Here is a 20,207-nt window from a genome sequence, read left to right as displayed (position 1 = left end):
TAGCCCGCCCCTTGTTCAGTCACGCCCGTGGTAACGCAGGACCCATCCTTGATTCGTCGAGTCTTTGAGGTAGGTTCCGGCCACTACGATTTTTCCATCCGCCTGGAGCGCGAGGCTGTCGAAAGAAAGCGCCCCGGTAAATGGCGTGCCCACCCAGCCGGCGTTGCCGAATGTTGAATCGAACGAGCCGTCGCTCAACATTCTGCCGATGACGGCGGGGGACGGTTGGTCGGACTGCTGGTATTTACCGACCAGCACGATCTTGCCGTCCGGTTGCATGACCCCGCTGCTCCAGTAGGTGGATGCATACTCCAATCGGGTCAGCAGAGGCTTGCCGCGATTGAACTGGATATTGTATTCACCATCCGGTTCCATGCTGATCAGGAGACCTTCAGTGCCGGTTTTGCCGATGCCCAGCAGCCGCTTGTTCGGTTGCTGGATCACGCACTCAAGAACCGGAGACCCCGACATCGGCTCAATGACAAACCCGTTGTTGCCGAACTGCGGATCGAGGCTGCCGTCGCGCAGGTAGCGTGCAAACAGGGCGGCGGATGTGCCGGAGCGGGGTGCCAGTGCGCCGCAGATGACGAGCTTGCCATCCTGATCGATCAAGCCGTTGCGCACCTTTACATCGGCAGGCGCCGCACCCGGGTAGAGGACCTGAACATAGCCTTTGTTATTGAAGGAGGTGTCCAGAGAACCATCGCTGTTGAGCAAGTACAGGAACGCCTGTGTGTCCTCTCCGTGCGTAATGGCGTAGGTGTACACCACGAGGATTTTTCCGTCGTTCAGCGACACGATGCTGCCCGATGAAGCCTGTTCGCTACCACTGGCTGCCTTCGCGGTCTGTTCGTCAGCACCTGCGGGCAACCGGAGGATGACGTAGCCCTGGTCTCCAAACGTGCTATCCAGCACACCTGCGGATGTAAAGCGCGCCAGTGCAGGTCTGCTTTCAGCGACGATGCCCAGAAGCAGCTTCTTGCCGTCGCTCAGGCAGATGACCGATTTCCCCTTGGACTCGGTTCTGACGGTAAAAGCACCACTGGCAATGCCCTCGTTTCCAAAGGTCGGGTCCAGTTTGCCGTCCAGCGTCAGGCAGCCCAGAACGTAAGCCTGATCAGCGACCCCGGAGCCTGCCTGACCTGCGAAATACAAGCGTGTCGAGGCGCTGTCCGAACTGATCCCCCCCACATGGCTTTGCCGTCCTAGGGCCGGCAGCGTCAGCCGGAAAACGCCAGCGTCGGCAAAGTCTTCATCCAGCGTTCCTGCTTTTGGTGCCTGTCGGTTCGAGTGATTCATGGCGTTCTCCTTGAGTAGAGGATTCTCGACTCAAGTAACTGCCCGAATGCTTGCCCCGTCTACTGTCAGATCTGACAGTTGACACAGTGCTTGCCACAAAATTACAGCTGCGGCCACGCTTGAAAGGACCCCGCCAATCACGTGCAGGTGCTGCACAAGGCTGCGATTTTTTGATGGGCCGGAAAACAAAAAAGCCCCGCCGTTCACACGGCGGGGCTTTGGTTTTTCAGCAACCGGTCACTCAGACCTGCGGGTCGCCCACGTGCAGGATCTTCATGCCGTTGGTGCCGCCGGTGGTGTGGTAGCTGTCGCCCTTGGTCAGGATGACCCAGTCGCCTTTTTCCACTACGCCGCGCTTGACCAGTTCGTCGATCGCCTTCTGGCTGACTTCGTGCGGTTCCAGCGAAGCCGGGTCGAACGGAATGGTGTACACGCCACGGAACATCGCCGCACGCGCCTGGGTCTCGCGGTGTGGCGAGTAGGCGTAGATCGGCACCGAGGAGCGGATGCGCGACATGATCAGCGGGGTGTAACCACTTTCGGTCAGGGCGATGATCGCCTTGACGCCCGGGAAGTGGTTGGCGGTGTACATGGTCGCCAGCGCGATGCTTTCGTCGCAGCGGGTGAATTCCTTGCCGATACGGTGGCTGGAGGTCTTGCCGGTCGGGTGCTTTTCCGCGCCGACGCAGATACGCGCCATCGCCTGCACGGCTTCCAGCGGGTACTGGCCAGCGGCGGATTCGGCCGAGAGCATCACGGCGTCGGTGTAGTCGAGCACGGCGTTGGCCACGTCGGACACTTCGGCGCGGGTTGGCATCGGGTTCTGGATCATCGACTCCATCATCTGGGTCGCGACGATCACCGCCTTGTTGTGGCGGCGTGCATGCAGAATGATTTTCTTCTGAATGCCCACCAGCTCGGCGTCGCCGATTTCCACACCCAAGTCACCACGGGCAACCATCACCGCGTCGGACGCCTTGATCAGACCGTCGAGGGTTTCGTCGTCGGCCACGGCTTCGGCGCGTTCGATTTTCGCCACCAGCCAGGCGGTGCCGCCGGCCTCGTCGCGCAGTTGACGGGCGTATTCCATGTCGGCCGCGTCACGCGGGAAGGACACCGCGAGGTAGTCGACTTCCATTTCCGCTGCGAGCTTGATGTCGGCCTTGTCTTTTTCAGTCAGGGCCGGCGCGGTCAGGCCGCCGCCGCGACGGTTGATGCCTTTGTGGTCGGACAGCGGGCCGCCGATGGTCACCACGCAGTTGAGTTCGGTGGCGGTGGCGGTTTCAACGCGCATCACCACGCGGCCGTCGTCGAGCAGCAGCTCGTCGCCCACGCCGCAGTCCTTGACCAGGTCCGGGTAGTCGATGCCGACCACTTGCTGGTTGCCTTCGGTCAACGGATGGCTGGTGGAGAAGGTGAACTTGTCACCGATCTTCAGCTCGATCTTTTTGTTGGCGAATTTGGCGATACGGATTTTCGGGCCTTGCAGGTCACCGAGCAGGGCGACGAAGCGGCCGTGCTTGGCAGCGAGGTCACGCACCAGTTTTGCGCGAGCCTTGTGCTCGTCGGGGGTGCCATGGGAGAAGTTCAGACGGGCGACGTCCAGGCCAGCCAGAATCAGCTGTTCGAGAACTTCCGGCGAGTTACTGGCCGGGCCAAGGGTAGCGACGATTTTGGTACGACGGACGGACATGCAAAGACTCCTCAGGTTCAAGCGCCAGCGAAGGCTACTATGCTCTTTGGGTGTAGTCATTGTTCGTTTGCACTACTTATCATTTTCTTTATTGAACGCGGCAACTTTGGGACAAACGCGCCTGAAGATTTCCGACCATGGGTCGATACAGAGCTCAAGACAGGAGAACCCCCATGCGATTGTTGCCCATTGCCGCCCTTGCCCTCAGCGTCCTCGCCGTCACGGGCTGCACCCGTTGGTCGATGAACCATCATTTGAACAACGCTTACAGTGCCTATGACCGTGGCAATTGCGAGCAGGTGATGCTCGAACTGTCCAAGGTCGAACGCGCCAGCCGTGCCCGCCCGTATGTGTGGCCGGAAGTGTCGATGATGCGCGGCCAGTGCCTGGAGCGGCAGAAGATGTTTGTCGATGCGGCGCAAACCTATCAGTTCATCATCGCCTCGTACCCCAACAGCGAATACGCCTTCCGCGCCCGCGCCCGTCTGGAAACCCTGCAGAGCCTGGGCCATTACCCGACCCGCAGCGCAGCAGCGGTGGTGCGCCCGACGGGCTCTTGATGACAGTTGTCATACAAAAGCTGGCCGGTTGTACAGGCTGAGCTATAGTCGAATGAATCGGGTCGCCGGTGAATCCGCGATGACCCGTGCAACACCTGCGACTGGCAGTTGTAAGGTGATGGCGTATTAGCGACCGTCACACCGGAAGCGGGGAGAGCGTGCCTGCGACACAGGCGCGTTCCGAAGCAAGGGTGCGGCTCTGTGAGGGAGCCTTGCAGGACGAACTGCGCATCATGTTTACCGACCGCCGGATCGAACGGCATCAGCTGCCGTACTTCCTCAGAGTGTTCAACAGCGTCACCGACAAACCCATCGGTTTTCTGGGCAATGTGTCCGAAGACGGGCTGATGCTGATCAGCCAGTTGCCGATGATGGTCGGTGCGGATTTCCATCTGCGCCTGAAAATTCCCTGCGGTGACGGTTGCCAGCAGGTGATCGACCTGGCCGCGTCATGCCTGTGGTGCCACGAGGATGCGACGCCGCTGCATTACGACGCCGGTTTCAGTCTGCTGCGAGCGCCGCCCGAATTCGGGCAGTTGGTCGAGGCGTTGCGTCAGTACTTCAGCTTTCAGCCGTTGCCGGCCTCGGCCTGAGTGCGGCGGCGCCTTCATTATTGTTATCGCTGGCAAGCCAGCTCCCACAGGGTTTTCGTCGCGCTCGGAGGGTGTGTCCGCGCGCAGAACCTGTGGCAGCGGGCTTGCCCGCGATGGCGTCAGTGCAGGCGCCGCAGGGTTAACGGTCAGGTCACGGCAATCGCCCGCTCACGGTCGAGCGTCTTCTCCGCCAGCAACAGGCCCATTTCGCTCAATTGATAGATTGCCATCGCCAGATGGCGCGGCTTGTCGTCCAGGCTGTCGGCCAGGTCGAGCAGCAGAATGCTGACCGAGGAAAAGGTTTCGTAAGTCTGGATGGCCACGGCTTCGGGGTTGAGGTCGGGGCTGACCATGAACATCTGCATGCCGCGATCCACGGAGTTGCGCGATGGGGGTTCGGGTTTGAGGTAGTGGTCGAGGGCGCGCTCGGCGGCCTCGTTGAGTTTTTTTGAATCGGCTGAGGTGTAGGGGGAAACCGGGTCGGTTGCCGGGGGATTCGGTGTGTCTTTGAACATGGTCATTTCTCCGGTATGTGCTGCCAACCGCTCGCGACTAAACGAGTGGGTGGCGGCTGGACGCAGGTTAGTCGACCGGTGGAGAAATGAATCCCGGCGCGCCCGGAGGCGCCCTGCGAACAGCCACCATCGAGTGCGGGGATAGGGAATACCCGACTTGATGACACTTACACGCATCATTTCAACCACCGGGCGACTAAACCCGACCACTGATTGGCAGCGGCACGGACCAAGTTACGGGGCATCACCAAAGCGCACAAGTCGGCGGATTCTGAGGGATGTGTAGGCAACGGCGCAAGGCACTGTAGCCATGTGCGTATGGCTGAAGGACGTTGCCAGCCTGCGTTGTAGGAAAAGCTACCGTCTGTCGGGACTGTCAGATTTTACAGGTAGGCAGCCGGTTATCCGGCGGCGTACACATACCTCTCGGACATAGCGACGATGAGGGCAGAGTCATGTCAAAGGATACGGATCTGGAAGGTGCACCCGGCGAGGCCGACGTGTTTGGCGCCAATCAAGAACCACCGCTTCTCTCGGATGGGGTGAGTCCGGACGGACTGTATGTCGGGCCTTTGCAAATTCGGGATTGGGAGTTTACCGAAACCGTCGATACCAACAGTTCGATCATCTTCAATGTCCCGCAGTCTGACGGAGAGCATCAGGTCTGGATTGATTACTACGGCCCCAACGGATATTACGTGAAATTGCTTGAGGGGGTCTGGTACAAGGGCCGCCAATGGAACGAATGCCTTGCTATTGGACTTCCGGAGGGTTATGGCGAGTATTCCACGGTATGGAAATACAAAACCGATTGGTCCGAGACAAGAAACAAACCGGTATTCGTCAGAAAGCTACCTGTTATCACCGGTAAAGATGAACTGACAGCAACAGTCTTCGGCACGGGTGTTACGAGTGGCTATCTTGACATCGTCGAAGACAGCACTAACGCCTCCATGAGTCCGGCGATTCTCGGCAACCAGGCCAACTGGACCCTCAAAGTGCGCGAGGGTTTAAAGCCCTGGACTTACAGCATCAAGGTCAGGCATTCGCAAACTGGACATGTTACTCGTTACTCGACGCCGATCAGTTTCAATTATTATGGCGTCCCAACCATCCGTGAGCCGAAACAGGATGATGTCGTAAGGGAAAGCAGACCCAGGGTTGAAGGCCAAGGGTTTCCGTCTGCAACCGTCAAAATTTATCAATCAGGCTCGGGCATCATTACCTATGGTGAGGCCCAGGTTGGCGATGACGGGGTCTGGTCGACGTACTTGCAGCACGACTTGCCCTATGGATCCTTTACGTTTATCGCTCAACAGTCGAAGGACAATTCTGTATTGCCCGGCTGGTCGAGTCTGGTGACGGTCGATGCCAAATTTCCGCCCGGTACCCCTGCAATAAATTCCATGGTTCCTGTCACGGAGCAGGATCAGAGTTTTACCCTGACTGGATCGAATGGCGGGGTCGGGGGGATTGTTCGAATTTTCATCGACGGGACGTCAACCCCGGTCGGTGAAAGCGCCGTGCTGACGCAGGCAAACTGGAGTGCCCAGGTTCAAGTGCCTGTAGGGCCCGCCTCGTTGGTGGCCATAAACGTGCGGGACGAATACGAATCCGGGCGCAGCGGTCCCCGCGCCTTCAAGATCCGCCCCCCGGCGCTGCTGGAACCACAAATGACCGTTCTCGCGGATGGCAGCATTCGGTTTTCAGGCAGCGGCCACTCCAGTGCAACGGTCGAATTCACTCTGCTCTCAGACTCGGGAGTCACTGCACCGCCGTCTGTTGTAGTCAGAGACGGCTTCTGGCAAACAACCGCGACAGGCTGGCCATTCGGCACTTATAAGCTCAAGGTCATTCAAAAGGTTCGGGACGGAGCCAATGGCTGGATCGAGTCAGTCAAATTGGAGTACACGGTCGACAAGCAAATGCCTGATGTATATGAGACGGACTTCTCAAGGGAGTACCAACCCACCTTCAGCGGCAAAGGTTACAACGGCGCCACTGTCAGGCTCTACCATCCCGGCGGCATACATCTGGCCGCCCCCGATGTCGTCGTGAAGGGCGGGGAATGGTCCAGCATGGCCATCGAGCAATGGGGGCCGTCGGACGAACGGGAAGTTCATATCAAGCAGTTCATCGGCGTAGACTGGTCGCCGACCTGGGTGGCACTGAAGGTCACGATCCCGCCACGGGCTCCCGGCCTGGATGATCCGCTCGAGGATGGCCTCTCACCCGTGTTCCGTGGCACATGCTGGCCGGGAGCAGACGTCAACATCCGCTTCAGCGACGAAGAGCACGTTGTGTACCCGGGCATTGTCAGTGACGGCACCTGGCAATTTCGGCGTGACAAGGCGTTTGCCGCGGACGTGGCACATACCGTGACCGTGACTCAATTCGTCGACGAGCAACCCTCGGATCCGGCATCGAAAAGCTTTACCGTCCATCTACCCATGCTGGTGCCGGTGATCACTCAGCCCGAAGGCGACGCGAAAGTCGGCCGCGTCACGACGGTCGCAGGCCACAACGGTATGCAAGGCGCCACGTTGCAGTTGCGTGACTTCCTTTCCGAGAGACCTCTGGGGGCGCCAAAAAAACTGGATCAGGACGGTGACTGGTCGATCGATCTGAGCGATCTGGAATTCAGGCGCTACACCATCGATGCTCGGCAGACACTGGCCGGACGGCACTCTGAGTACAGTGACCGGCGCTCGTTCGAGGTGGTACTGCTGCCTCCGTTCATCACTCAGCCGACGATGAACGGCAAGCTGCCACGTACTGCGATGCTGGAGGGGACGGGGATGGCGAATGCCCTGGTCGATGTGTTTCTGCAAGGTCTCTCCGAGCCTTGGCTCAAGGATGTGGCGGTGAACCAGGAGGGCTACTGGAAAGCCGAAGTGACCTTGCCGGTGGGCCACAAAACCATCTGGGCCCGGCAATGGTTCATGGATGACACCGGCAAGCGGCGCGAGTCGGACAATACCGAACCTGTGAACTATCAGGTCGTCCCGGCCGCCCCGTTCATCGAAACCCCGGTCGAGGGCGACGTCATCGGACGGCGGGTGGTGGTGTCGGGATTCGGTGTACCCGGCGATACCGTCAGTGTGACGTTGGCCGGGGCTACGCGGGCAGTGCTGGCAAGCGCCATCGTGCAGGACGATCGCACCTGGTCGGTGGCGAGCGATGTCGGCCCCCTCACCGGGGGGCATTACCGGTTGCAAGCGGTCGCGTCACTGCAGGAGTTCGAATCGGTCGAGGCACTGCGACCGGTCATGCTGGGTGCGTTTTTGCCCAGCCTCGAGCGGCCGGCGGCGGGCAAGTGGGTCCGCCAGCCGGTGCAGTTTTCCGGTCGCGGCCGGGAGGGCATGGGCGTCGCCGTCAGTTGGTACAACCCGGATGTGCAGTGGGCGCAATTGCCCGTTACCGGCCAGCAGTGGGACGCAGAGGCGACGCAGACATTGCCCGAGGCGGGTCACTGGTACCGATTCCGGCAGACCCTGACTGACGGCGCGGACGACGCAACGATGTCTGATTGGGTCGACAGTGCGCGTTTTGAAGTGGAGTCCGCGCGCCCGCTCCGGAAGGATTCCTGAGGTCTCTTTCCGACTAACGGTCTGTGCACCTGTCAGATCTGACAGTAGACGGCGCTGCTGTCGAAGCGCTCAATCTTCCTCATCGAATGTGCAACCTGACACCAAGTGTCAGGTTGCCCGGACCTTCTGTCGCCTCAAGGAACCCTGATCATGGCTGATTCGCGCCGTCCTGCCGTGCAACTGTTCGAGCAGTTGTTTGGCGAAGAAAAACAATCCCGGGATGCTGGGCTGGAAAGTCTCAGGCAGTACCTTGAGGAGGGAGGCTCGATTTTTCCACTGGTGGAAAAAGGCGTTCAGGGCCTGGTGCTGGAGCACACGCTGGGTGCGGAGGATGCCCGGCAAATTCTGCGCCGGTTGAACAGCATGGCCACCTACGTGCGTCGCCAGTTCATTCAGCGGACCCTCAGCGGCGATAAAGGGGCGCAGGCAGCGCGGTCGAGCGGGATTCTGGCGATGGTCGATGGTCCGAGTTATGAACGCCTGTTCCCCACCTCTTTTGATTCGCTGTGCCCACCGGATGGCCTGGAGTCGATCACCTCGCCGGTGGCGTATCTGATCGATCTGTTGCGCTGGATCCGCGACCGTATCGAACTTTACGGCGTCGAGACAGAAAAGTTTCCGCTGCATGATCGACGCAAGGATCTGAAGCGGCTGTCGGTCGATTTCAATGCGGTGTACCGCTCGGTATCGTCGGTCGACATCATTGTCGCGGTGCTGGAAACGTTCATCTCCGAACACCAACCCGGCGTGCCACTGGAAGATGCGTTGCTCGCGGCGCGTTACCCCAACGGTCTGCCCTATTACCAGCACTGGGTCACGATCGACACGGTCGCCCGTCACCACGGATTGTCGGTCGGTGATTTTTCCCGACGGGTTGATCTGATCTATCCCTATTTTTTGTCGCCGCTCCCCGGCGATACCGATGCTGCGCGTGCTGCCATGATCCATGCATCGCGGCTGGGGCCCAAACAGCGGCAATTGCTGACTGAGCCGGCCGCAGTGGTGGGCGAACGTAACGATTTTTACCGGGACAACTATGGCGCCGACGTGCTGGATTGGCAGAACCTCAACCAGGTGACGTTCTTCGGTGGACGGACAAAGCTCGATACCCGGGCAATCGAAAGCCTGTTGTCGGTGCGCACCTTTGCTCCGGTGCGTTCGGCCAATGTGAAATTCACCCCTGAAGTACCGCCCAATGAGGCGGAAAGCGGTCATTCCGGTTCGATTTACATCAACAAGAACCAGCATTCGGCGATCGGACTCACCGAAGACAGTTCAGCCCCGTCAATTCTGCACAAATTGACAGCAAATCCCAGCGACGCCGCAGGGCTGAACGGCTATGACCGAATGAACCGAATGGTGCGTCTGGCCAACTGGCTGGAGTTGCCGTTCGATCAGGTGGACGCGCTTCTGGCGGCTGCCATGCGCGCTGAAAGTCGCGGCACCGAAACGGCGAACAATTGGGAAATTACCGAAGGCGTGGTGCGGGCTCTCGGCCTTTACCAGAGCCTGCGCGAGCGCTACCAATGCACGCCGGCGGACTTTGCGGTGTTTATTGACGAATTGGCGGTTTACGGTCGCGCCGAGGTGCTGTCACCGTTTGATCAGGTCTTCAATCATCAGGGCGACTACCGCCAACCGTTCAAGCTCGATGGCGCGACGTTTCCGCTGATGCCGCTACCGGGCGTCTCGGACCTGACCATCAGCCAACTGTGCGAGGGTCTGGCGATCGACCTGCAGACTTATCATTACCTGGCGTTAGCGGTGGCCTCTGCACACGGGCTCTCCCAAGACCTGACGCGCACCGCGGCGATCGTTTCCAGTTTTTATCGGCTGGTGAAGTTGCCTCGGCTGTTGAACATTACACCGATGGAAGGTTTGCTGATGCTGACATTGCTCGGTGGCGAGCACGAGCAATGGCTTCCTGCTCTCGCAGGCGAGCCGGCCATCCACGCGCCCAATTCGGGCACACCGGATGTGTTGAACCTGATCGAGGCCATGTCCAGCTGTGTGCAATGGTGCGAGGACAGCGGGCTGTCGGTGTCGTGGATGCTGCAACACGTGGCACCGGTGCAGCCCATGAGCGAGGCGTCGGAGTCGGATCGGCAGTTTTTCGAGCAGATTCGCAATCTGCTGTCGACGGCGCTGTTGAGCAACGGCGCCTTGTTGATGGCCGGCGTACCCTCTGCAGGCGCGGCCAACTGGCTGGACTTTCTCACCAGTCACGCGGACAACCTCGACCCTGTCGTGGATGCTGACGGCCTGGTATTGGCCCCAGTGGGAACAGCAGACGCTTATTTGAGCTTCCTGCGTGCCAAGTTGGCGTGGGCGGTTGAAAGTGCTCTGGGTGACATCGGCACGCCGCAGCGCGATTCGATTGTCGAAACCATGCTCAGTGTGGTCTTGCAGGCGCGGGACGCTCAGGTGTCGTTGGTCAGGGAGACCCTGGCTGTCTATGCAGGCGTTCCGGTCGATCGGTCCATTGCCCTGCTCGATTGGTCAAACGCTACGGTCTACCAATTACTGCGACAGGTGATCGAACACGTCGGTCTCGATGTGCAGGAAACATTACGCGGGCGCAACGAAGAACCGGATCCGTTACTGACGCTGTTGGGCGAGGTGCGCCGGCGGGCGGAGGTGACGACGACGCTGGGGTTGAGCGCCACGCTGTTGCAGGACTATCTGGATTACGGTCATCTGGCCTGGCTCAATCAGGCGGACAAATATGCGTTCACCGTGCGTACGCTTTATTACCTCACCACGCTCACACGGGCGTTCAGCCTGAGTGAACAGCCAGAGCAGGCGCTTCTGGACTATCTGCGTCAGGTCAATGCACTGCCGAAAGTCACCGGCCATGCTGCGCGTCTGGCGCAACAGGCCGCCGCGATCAAACTGGCCGGGTTCTTCGGCTGGAGCGTGCAGGAAGTCAATGAGTGTGTCAGCCGCGTTGACGAGTCAGAGCTCAAAGTGTTGAAGGACCTGACACAACTGGATCTGTTGATGCGCGTGCGTGTGCTGTCAGCCGACAGCGGCATGGATGCGCTGACGATTTTTCTGATGGGCCGGTTGCCCGCGACGCTCGACAAAGGGGCCTACGCCGAAGCGGCGGAACTGGCCTTGCTGAGCGAGACTCGGGCGCGAGTGCCGGTTATCCAGGCGCAGGGCGACCTGAAACAACTGGTCACGATCACGTGCAACGTCGACAACTCGACCGTTGTAGCCAACAAGTCCGATTCGAAAGCCACCTACACCGTGACCCTCACGGATGCTGAGGGGCAGGCGTTGAAGTTCGTTACGGTTTATTGGCGTGCGACGCTCGGCACGGTTGAAACTAAACAAACCGATGTAAACGGCGTGCTTCAAACCGATTTTGTTCCGGGCAAGGTCATGGGAACGGACACGCCGCAATACTGGCTGGATTTGTTTGAGCCCGAGAACGCTCCGCCCATCCAGGTGATGGCCGATTTCGACTCGCTGAGTTTTTCGGAGAGGGACAAATCCCCAGTGCCCCTGGAAACCGTGCCGCGGGGCCAAGAGGTCGAGCTCTACGCCAGGCTGCGGGATAACTATGGAAATCTTGGCCAAAACCTGCTCGTGGACTGGAGTTACAGAGTTGTCAATTTAAATAAAGAACAGAGTGCGAGCATCCGGCCTGCGCAAGGCTTCACCAATCAGGAAGGGCTGACGCGTGTCTTTGTCTCCAGCGCTACTGGCGGGACATTCGTGTTCAGTGTCCTCAGTCAAACCGGCAACACCTCTGCCAATTTTGAGGCCATCACCTTTGAAGGCGATGAGGTGCCGGCATGAGCCTGCGCAACAGTTTCACCCCGAGTGATACCCCCAGGGAGCAAAGATCATGGCATTGAGCAATATTGGCGGGCTGTTGGAAAAACGTCGTTTGGCGCTGCTTGAATACTGCATCGGACAGTTCGGCGCACAGACTTATGATTTTCTGGAAACACCGGATGACCTGTTTGAACTACTGCGCATGGACCCGCTGGACACCTACCCGGTGCAGAGCTCCTGGGTGGCCGAAGCGACCAGTTGCGCGCAGCAGTACATCCATGCCGTTTATCGCAAACTCGAGCCAGGTTATACCACGCACCAGTTCGACCCGCGCCATCTGGCCGAGTGGGAACTCACCAACAATTACCCGGACTGGGCCGCCGTGCAGTTGATCGCGTGCTACCCGGAAAACTTCATCAATCCTTTTGTACGGCAGCGCAAGACCAGCCTGTTCAAAACCCTGGAGAGCGCTCTCACTCAGAGCCGCTTGAGCAACGATTCGGCACAGGCGGCGCTGCGTGATTACCTGCAAACGTTCGAGCAGACCTGCAATCTGGATGTCATCAGCGGCTACATGAACGGCAAGACCCCGGCCCGCGCCGATTATTACTTTGTCGGGCGTCAGCGCGAGCAGCCGTTCCAGTATTTCTGGCGCAAGGTCGAGGTTGAACTCACTTCCATGGATAAGGCCATCAATCCGGCGGCCTGGAGCGAATGGCAGGCGGTGGACATCCCGGCGGGTAATCGCGTGCTGGATATTCGCCCGGTGTTCTGGAATGGCCGCTTGTGTCTGGTCTGGGCAGAGTGGCGCGACCGGGTGCCCCTTAAGAAGGCGGACGAATACATTCCCTACAAACTGGAGATCAACCTGGCATTCATGACGCAGAACGGCCAATGGTCGGCGCCGTTGGCTGTGCACAGTGCGGAGTATGAAGAGGATCTCAGTGCCGGTGCGCGGCTGATTGCGACGGTGCGCGAGAACTATCTGCACCCCAAGGGCAAGCTGGGTGTGTTGATCACCAACGACGAGACGGGTGACAAAAAGAAGCTGAGCGCGCAGGTCGTCCGTGATGTGCTGATGCAGCCTGTCACTGACGATGGTGGTGCCTGGCTGGAATTGGCGCTGCAGAATCGTTTTGTCAGCGCCGAGACGGTGCAGCACCCAATCGGCAGTCAGGTAACGGTGGTCTCTCGCGTAACGACGCTGGGCGCCATGACGCCCTATCTGGATGTGCAATTCACGGCGTTGCGTGTGGATGGCAAAGATGTGCTGACGGTTCAGGGTTTTTGCCGGCCAACGGGACTGGGCGACGGCGATGCGACCATGAAACTGGCCTTGAACTTCAGAACCGAGGATGACCCTGCGGATGTTGTTCAAACCTTTTCAATAGCGGGCGGCTGGACAACTGATGTGCTGACCTACTCGCGAAGAGCCGGTAGCTGGGGGGCAACCACCTTCTCCTTCGGCGATGCTGCCGGCAAACTTGGAGGCAAGGCATTTGACCTGACCATTGTCGATCTCATGGATTTCTCCGCGCCGACACTGGTAAAAAACAGCATCGACGCCGCGCAATTTCTGTCTCTCAATCAGCCCGGCCTGGCGCTGAAATTCTCCCGTCTGAATTCACTGTTCGCTCCGGAACTGGTACAGCGCGCCGGTATTTCCGTGGATGCGGTACTGGATTGGGATACCCAGTTTCTGTCCGAACCACCGCCTACCGGCGTCGTATTCACCGAGCCCAACGGTGCTTTCGACGGTGCCAACGGTCTGTTCTTCTGGGAGTTGTTTTTTCATCTGCCGCACTTGATGGCCACGCGTATGCGCGACGAGGAGCGCTTTGGCGAAGCGCAGGTCTGGCTGCATTACCTGTTTGATCCGCAAGCCGTCGCCGATCCACAAACGCCGGCGAAGCTTGTCAATCCGAAACCGCGGTATTGGCGCTGCCGTCCACTGGCGGACCTGGGCAATCCGGGGTTTGAGGCCATGGCCCCCACCGACCCGGATGCCATCGGTTATGCAGCACCGGAACACTTCAAGGTTCTGGTGTTCAGCGACTACGTGAGAAACCTGATGGCATGGGGCGACTGGTATTACCGGCAACTGACCCGTGACAGTCTGGTGGCGGCCAAGTTGTGCTATGTGCAGGCCGGGTTTCTGATGGGCAAGGCACCGACGGCACGCACCGTGACCCGTTGGCAAACCGCGACGGTTGAGAGCTTGCTGACCCAGTGCGGCGCGCGCACGGCGCTGGATGAGTTCGAGCAAACGCTGGATTACAGCCTGGCGGATCTTCCTGCCGCTTCCGATACCCCGCCCATTCTCGGGGTGGTGGGTTGCGGGCCTTTTGAAATACCGATCAATCAGTCACTGCTGGACCTGTTCGCGGCACCGCAACAGCGTCTGGATAACCTGCGCAACAATCTCACCCTCGATGGCAAACCACTGGATATCCCGTTGTTCAGCCCGCCCACCGATCCCAATCAATTACTGCGTGATCTGGCGGCGGGCGGTGTCGCCGGGCCGCGGCCGATGGGCGGGCGGTTGGTCGTCAACGCATTCCGCTGGCGGGTGATATTCGAGGTCGCGTTGCGTGCGGTGCAGTCGCTGCAGGATTACGGCAGCCAGGTGCTGAACCTGCTGGAACGCAGGGATCGTGCCGAGCAGGAAGAGACGCAGCAAAGCCATATCGTCGAATTGGGCGCTTACGCCCGGTCCATGCAGGAGCAATCCATCGCCCAACTGGAGGCGAATGTGACCGCGTTGGAGCAAAGCAGCCTGGTGGCCAGCGAGCGCGCCGAAGCCTACAACAAACGCTATGTCGAAAATATTTCGCAATACGAATATGAGGTCATGGACAACCTGGCCACAGCGAAAGTCCTGGCGGTGACGTCCTCCAGTATCAAGCCCGCTGCGGCGTTGATGGCGGCGCTGCCGAATATTTTCGGCTTCGCCAATGGCGGGCACCGCGCCGACCAGGTGCTTGAAGCCGTCAGCTTCGGATTGGGCATCGCCTCGAACATGAAGCAGCTGGATGCCGACAGGCAAGCCACCACCGAAGCGTATCGCCGTCGTCGCAACGAATGGGCGCTGCAACGTGATCAGGCCTTGGCGGAAGTGCGGGCCATCGACGCGCAAATCGTGGCGCAGGGTTACGCCATCACGGCGGCCCGATTGAATCTTGAGCAAACCCTCAGGGCCAACGATCAGGCATTGACGGTTTACAACTTTCTGAAAAAACGCGCGAGCAATGCCGAGCTGTACGGCTGGCTGTTGGGCCAGCTCAAGGCCTTGCACTATCAGGCTTACGATGCCGTCATCAGCCTGTGCCTCAACGCCCAGGCATCCCTGAGCGCCGAGACCGGTGATTACGATGCGCAGATTCCCCTGCCCAATGTCTGGCTTGATCATCGGCATGGTCTGACGGCCGGCGAGCACCTGCGTGGGCATTTGCTGCGTATGGAGCGTGAATACCTGCAGCGCCACGAGCGGCGGCTGGAACTGGTGAAGACCGTCTCCCTGCGGCAGTTGTTCGAGGACCGGGTGGACTTGCAAACCGGCGCTGACGGCTGGGCCAGTGCGCTCAAAATATTGCGCGAGAGCGGCACGCTGGAATTCAAACTGACGCAGCTATTGTTTGATCGTGATCATCCGGGGCACTACTGCCGCCAGATCAGTGGGGTAGAAGTCGATCTGCCGGTGTTGACCGGGCCCTACGAGGACGTGCGAGCCACTTTGCTGCAGATCGGCAGCATGACGGCGACCCGAGCCACGGCGCAGTCGGTGGCCTATTTGCACAAACCGACAGGCACGGCGCCTTCGGATGTGTTGTTCAACCTGCGTAGCGGTCAGCAGATTGCCTTGTCCACAGGCGTTGCCGACAACGGTCTGACGGCGATGAAACCCGACGAGGGTTTGCTCAATCCTTTTGAAAATACCGGGGTGGTTTCCAGTTGGAAAATCAGTTTTCCCTGGCCGTTGAAAAGCCCGCAAGCGGCCACGCTGAACTCGCTGACGGACATCATCTTGCGTGTTCGCTACACCGCAAAGGCCGGCGAGCGGACCTTTGCCCGAACGGTCGAAGACATGGTGACCAAAGCTGAACGTACCGGTCAAAACACAATGCTCAAGGGAGTGCGCAATCATGAATGAACCGGTGATTCAAGCGAACGAGAGTCTGGTGCGCAACGGCGAATTTACCGATCTGGAGCACTGGAGCAGAAGTGGCCTGGTCGGCACCGGCAGTGAAATGTATGAGGGTAACGTCACCTCCTTTCTGCAAGCCGTGGACGGAGGCTGGGTGAGACAAGAGATGACCTTGCCCAAAGACCCCGGCGTCGACGCGCATTACACCCTGACTTTCCTCTGTGAGATACGGCACGAGGAATCAGGCTGGCTGCGCCTCTGGAGAGATACGCAGTTGTTATTGGAGATTGAACTCAAGCCTGGAGACTCGCGCAACAGCGAGCAAGACCGGGCCCGACTGGCAGCGGGACAACCGCTGGAGTTCAGGCCGATTAAATACGAACAGGCGCTGGAACTGCCGATTGCGCGTGGCGACATACTTCGTCTTGAAATTACCAGCCCTCTGAATGAAGCGCATATTGAGGCTTCGAGACTGCGTATCACCCACGTCGACATCCAATTGCGTCTGGCGCCGCTGGCGTTGCAGGCGTTGCAGATAGACCAAGAGACCCTGGCGCCAGGCCGTACGTTGCACCTGTGCATTGGCGCGACAGACACCGATTCTCACCGATTGACCTTTGTGCCTGAGCCGGACAATAGCTGGCGTGAAACCAAGGCTGCACTGATCATCCAAGGCAATCCGCAAGACGCAATTCTGGCGACACCCGACTGGCAGGTTGATCAGCCGCTGCAAGACCAATGGTTGCTCGACTGCCCCTTCCTCGGCGATGACCAAGAGCATGAGTTGACGCTGAACCTGCTCAACCAGTACCGCGCCGAGGCTTACACCATTCCCGTATCGCTGGGGCATCACCGTTTGGCTTTCGGGGCGGAAAAGGACGCGGCTTACTACCCGATTTTCGAATACGGGCAACAGGTGCAATTGGGTGTTCGAGTGGTGTCGTTTTACACCGCGCAGGCCATCAGCGGGCGCACCGTGACCTGGGCGCAAGCGGGTGCAGGCGTCAAAGGCGCCGCTGTTTCCGGTGACGATGGTTGGGCGTATTTCGATTACCAGCCAACGCAGGCCGGTGAGTTCGTCATCGAAGCGTCGGTTGTCAGCCCTTATTACGCTGGCGGTGTGGTTTCACGCCGCTTCGATGTCCGCGTACTGGCCACGGACCCGTGGCGTGAGCTGTCGGTGATTGTCGACGAAAACGCGACGGGCTGGGAGGCGACCGGTTATCCGAATCGTGGCAGTGCCCATCCCTTGCAGATCCGCGTGCCTGTCGACAGTCCTTTGTTGGACTCTGAACTGTCGCTGCATTGGCGCGGCGATAGCCAGACGCAATTGGGCGTCGTGGTCAGCCCGGCGCTTGAACAACCCGTGCCGGTCGACAGCGTCGACACGGTCTGGACGCTGACCAGCGACGACAGCAGTGACGGCCGGTTTGTATTGTCACTGGTCTGCTCGAAGCTGCTGTTGCCGTCACCGGATAAACCCATGTCACTGGCGCGCAACCGGGTCAAGGTCGGCGAGGTGCGCGGCGCCAATAAGTTTCCGATTGTCGATGAGCAAGAAAGCGTGTTGCTGCGCGTGCAGGTATTACACGACGTGACCCTGGGGGATGGCGATCCGGTGACCAATGCGTTGGTCGACTGGGAGACACCCGAGGACGACATCGTGCGCACTGTCACCGGGGCCGGTGGCTGGGCCAGTTTGCTCTACACGCCAAAAAGCGCCGGAGCCAGGACGGTCACGGCCAGCGTCAAGGCACATGCCGAGGCCAGTGCGATCGAGCAGTCGTTCGATGTCACAGCTGTCGCGACCAGTCCGTGGAATAACCAGGTCAACATTTTTCTGGACGGGGTGGAAGTCGAGCGCAATACGCTGGGCGTGCTGTGCCGTCGCGGGCAGATCCATACGCTGCGAGTCGAACCGGTTAGCGGCAGCCCGTGGACCGATAAAAACATCAGTTTGCACTGGCGAGGTGAGGCGCCCGCGATCGGCTTGCAACCTGCCGATCTGGACATCCCCAAGCCATTGGTACAGGCAGGGGTGCAATGGCAACTCGCCTCAACGGCGGAGTCCAGCATCAGCAGCCTGTTCGATCTGGTGTTGCGCCTTGAAAGCGTTGAACTGCCACGGGAATTGTCCGGGCGTCTGATCGCCGCAGACCTGACTGAAGAGTTGAGTCTGGTGCTCGATCAAATCCACGCTGAGCTGGATTCTCGCAGCCTTTTTCCGTGCCTGGGCGCGCGGCACCGCTTCAACGTTTTGCCCAATGCATTGAGCCCGTTGGTGGGTTTGCAGGCATGGCTGGTATGGTCGGGTACCTCCGCCGAAGCATTGGCCGCGACAGTGCAGCCAGCACTGAATGCCGGGCAACCGTTGAGTGATGGCGGGGCGCTGTGGACATTGGATTTTTCCGCCAGCGAGCAACCTGGCCAGTTTTCATTGTCGCTGGCGCTCCCTCAGCTGGACTTTGCTGCCACGCCCAAACCCATGGACCTGGCGCACAACAAAGTACGCATCGAAGCGTGGCGTGAATCGCCGATCGAGCCCGTAGTGAACGAGGATTCGGCGTGGATGTGGGTCCAGGTGGTTTCGCATTTCACCGACCGTGCCGTCGATCAGGCCCCCGTCAGCTGGGTGGCGGAGGAAAAAACCCACGAAATGAATACCGCCGCCGATGGCTGGAGCGGGTTCCCGTTTGTGCCCACCTCTGCCGGGCAGAAAACGGTGCAGGCATCGCTGTTCAGCCCCTATGACGGCTATCGGGATTCGCAGTCAATGACCGTCGAAGCGCTGGAGGTCGATCCGTGGAAGGGCGTGACGGTCAGTTTCGATGGTCAGCCAGCGCAGCCCTGGGGGGAGGTAACCTGCTTCCCGCGCCGCCGCGCTCAGCACACCATCCATGTGATGGCTGCGCAAAACAGCCCCTTGTTCGATCATCAACTGACCCTGGGGATGAGCGGGGCAGGGCCTGCCGAGTCTGGGATCCGTTTCGAATATCCCGGCCTTGGAACGCCTATATCTTTCAGCAACGCGGGTTTTCCTTACACCTTCGTGACCGGCGATCTGAAGGACGCCAGCTTTGCCCTGCGCCTGGCCTCATCGAAACTGGCCAGGCTGTCCCCGGCCAATGCAATGTCATTGGGGTCGGGAACTCAAGTGCTGAAAATCCTTGCCAGTCAGCGAGCCACGCAGACGCTGCTGTGGGGCGAGGCGGTGTCTGAACAGATCAGCGTGGTCTCGTCTGTCAGTGGCAGGCCGATGGCGGGCCTGACGGTAACCTGGCGCAGCCCGGAGCTGGGCGTGGTTACCACGGTGACGAACTTCTACGGGGTTGCGAAGATCCGTTTTGTGCCCACTACGCCGGGGGCCATTGAGCTGACGGCAACGGTGGGCGATGCGCAGTATTCGGAATCGGTTTCGTTTGCGTTTTTCCTTGATGAACCTCGTCAAATAAAGTCGCTGTTCAGCGTCGATTCACCGGGGCAGCAAGTCCATGCGGGTGCGACTGTTGTTTCGGCCTTGACGGGGAAACCTCTGCCGGATGTGTGGGTGAAGTGGACATTTGAAAACGTCTCGCTCTTACAGAGCAAAACGAATGAAGACGGGATCGCAATGGTCATCTTCGAACGTCCCTTTATCAGGCAGGGTTTTTTACAAGCCTTGGTCAAGGGCGGCCTTGCCGGCTGGGAAATACAATCTCTAGCGGTGCCAATTGATGTTCCCTAGGTGAAGCGACTGACTGTACCGGGAAATCAAGTGATTCAGGTGGGAGAATTGACACTCATCTCTGCGCTGATCTTTTCTGCTGTCAGTCAAGCGCCCCTTGAGAGCGTGGAGGTAGTCTGGATCAAGAACGGCGTCGAGCAAGAGTTGCGAACTAAAACCAATATTCGAGGCGAGGCGTATGAAAACTTCAGGGCCAGTGCAGCGGGAAGCATGACCATCCAGGCACAAATTCGTGACCCCAAAGGAAAGCCTTTCGACAGTAAGCAATTTGTATTCACCGTGGTCGAGCGGCCCTGAGGCTGG

General features: G+C 59.4%; 10 protein-coding genes. 7 read left to right on the top strand and 3 right to left on the bottom strand.

What is annotated here, in order from left to right; genetic code table 11:
- Window positions 1-15: 15 nt before the first annotated feature.
- Window positions 16-1,299, bottom strand: coding sequence for a hypothetical protein (locus HV782_RS22745; protein ID WP_186746813.1), 1,284 nt, complete (start codon window positions 1,297-1,299; stop codon window positions 16-18).
- Between the two features lie 241 nt (window positions 1,300-1,540).
- Window positions 1,541-2,992: a pyruvate kinase gene (gene pyk / locus HV782_RS22740; protein WP_123467280.1), complete on the bottom strand. Its 1,452-nt coding sequence runs from the start codon at window positions 2,990-2,992 to the stop codon at window positions 1,541-1,543.
- Between the two features lie 173 nt (window positions 2,993-3,165).
- Here pyk and HV782_RS22735 point away from each other — a divergent pair, with 173 nt between their 5' ends.
- The gene (locus tag HV782_RS22735; RefSeq protein WP_123467278.1) at window positions 3,166-3,552 is read left to right on the top strand and encodes a tetratricopeptide repeat protein; all 387 of its coding nucleotides are present in this window, start codon (window positions 3,166-3,168) and stop codon (window positions 3,550-3,552) included.
- A gap of 233 nt (window positions 3,553-3,785) precedes the next feature.
- Entirely contained in the window at window positions 3,786-4,145 is a 360-nt protein-coding gene (locus tag HV782_RS22730) for a PilZ domain-containing protein (RefSeq protein ID WP_186746815.1), read from the top strand.
- Window positions 4,146-4,291: 146 nt separating this feature from the next.
- Here the strand turns inward: HV782_RS22730 and HV782_RS22725 are convergent, their stop codons facing one another.
- Window positions 4,292-4,660, bottom strand: coding sequence for a DUF6124 family protein (locus tag HV782_RS22725; protein WP_123467276.1), 369 nt, complete (start codon window positions 4,658-4,660; stop codon window positions 4,292-4,294).
- Window positions 4,661-5,115: 455 nt separating this feature from the next.
- Between HV782_RS22725 and HV782_RS22720 the strand changes: the two genes are divergently transcribed.
- From HV782_RS22720 to HV782_RS22700, 5 genes are all read left to right on the top strand, one after another.
- The gene (locus HV782_RS22720; protein WP_225931033.1) at window positions 5,116-8,250 is read left to right on the top strand and encodes a hypothetical protein; all 3,135 of its coding nucleotides are present in this window, start codon (window positions 5,116-5,118) and stop codon (window positions 8,248-8,250) included.
- A gap of 150 nt (window positions 8,251-8,400) precedes the next feature.
- Window positions 8,401-12,057, top strand: a complete 3,657-nt coding sequence (locus HV782_RS22715) for a Tc toxin subunit A (protein WP_186748180.1) — start codon at window positions 8,401-8,403, stop codon at window positions 12,055-12,057.
- Window positions 12,058-12,106: 49 nt separating this feature from the next.
- On the top strand, window positions 12,107-16,186 hold the full coding sequence (locus HV782_RS22710; RefSeq protein WP_186748181.1) for a Tc toxin subunit A-related protein: 4,080 nt from the start codon (window positions 12,107-12,109) through the stop codon (window positions 16,184-16,186).
- Window positions 16,179-19,904, top strand: coding sequence for an Ig-like domain-containing protein (locus HV782_RS22705; protein WP_186748182.1), 3,726 nt, complete (start codon window positions 16,179-16,181; stop codon window positions 19,902-19,904). Before HV782_RS22710 ends, HV782_RS22705 begins: the two co-directional genes overlap by 8 nt.
- The gene (locus HV782_RS22700) at window positions 19,905-20,201 is read left to right on the top strand and encodes a hypothetical protein (RefSeq protein WP_148050917.1); all 297 of its coding nucleotides are present in this window, start codon (window positions 19,905-19,907) and stop codon (window positions 20,199-20,201) included. It begins immediately after the preceding gene.
- The last annotated feature ends 6 nt before the right edge of the window (window positions 20,202-20,207 follow it).

The organism is Pseudomonas monsensis (assembly GCF_014268495.2).
Classification (GTDB): Bacteria; Pseudomonadota; Gammaproteobacteria; order Pseudomonadales; family Pseudomonadaceae; genus Aquipseudomonas; species Aquipseudomonas monsensis.
Note: the sequence above shows the minus strand (reverse complement) of the source record. Positions and strands in the feature narration are given on the sequence as shown.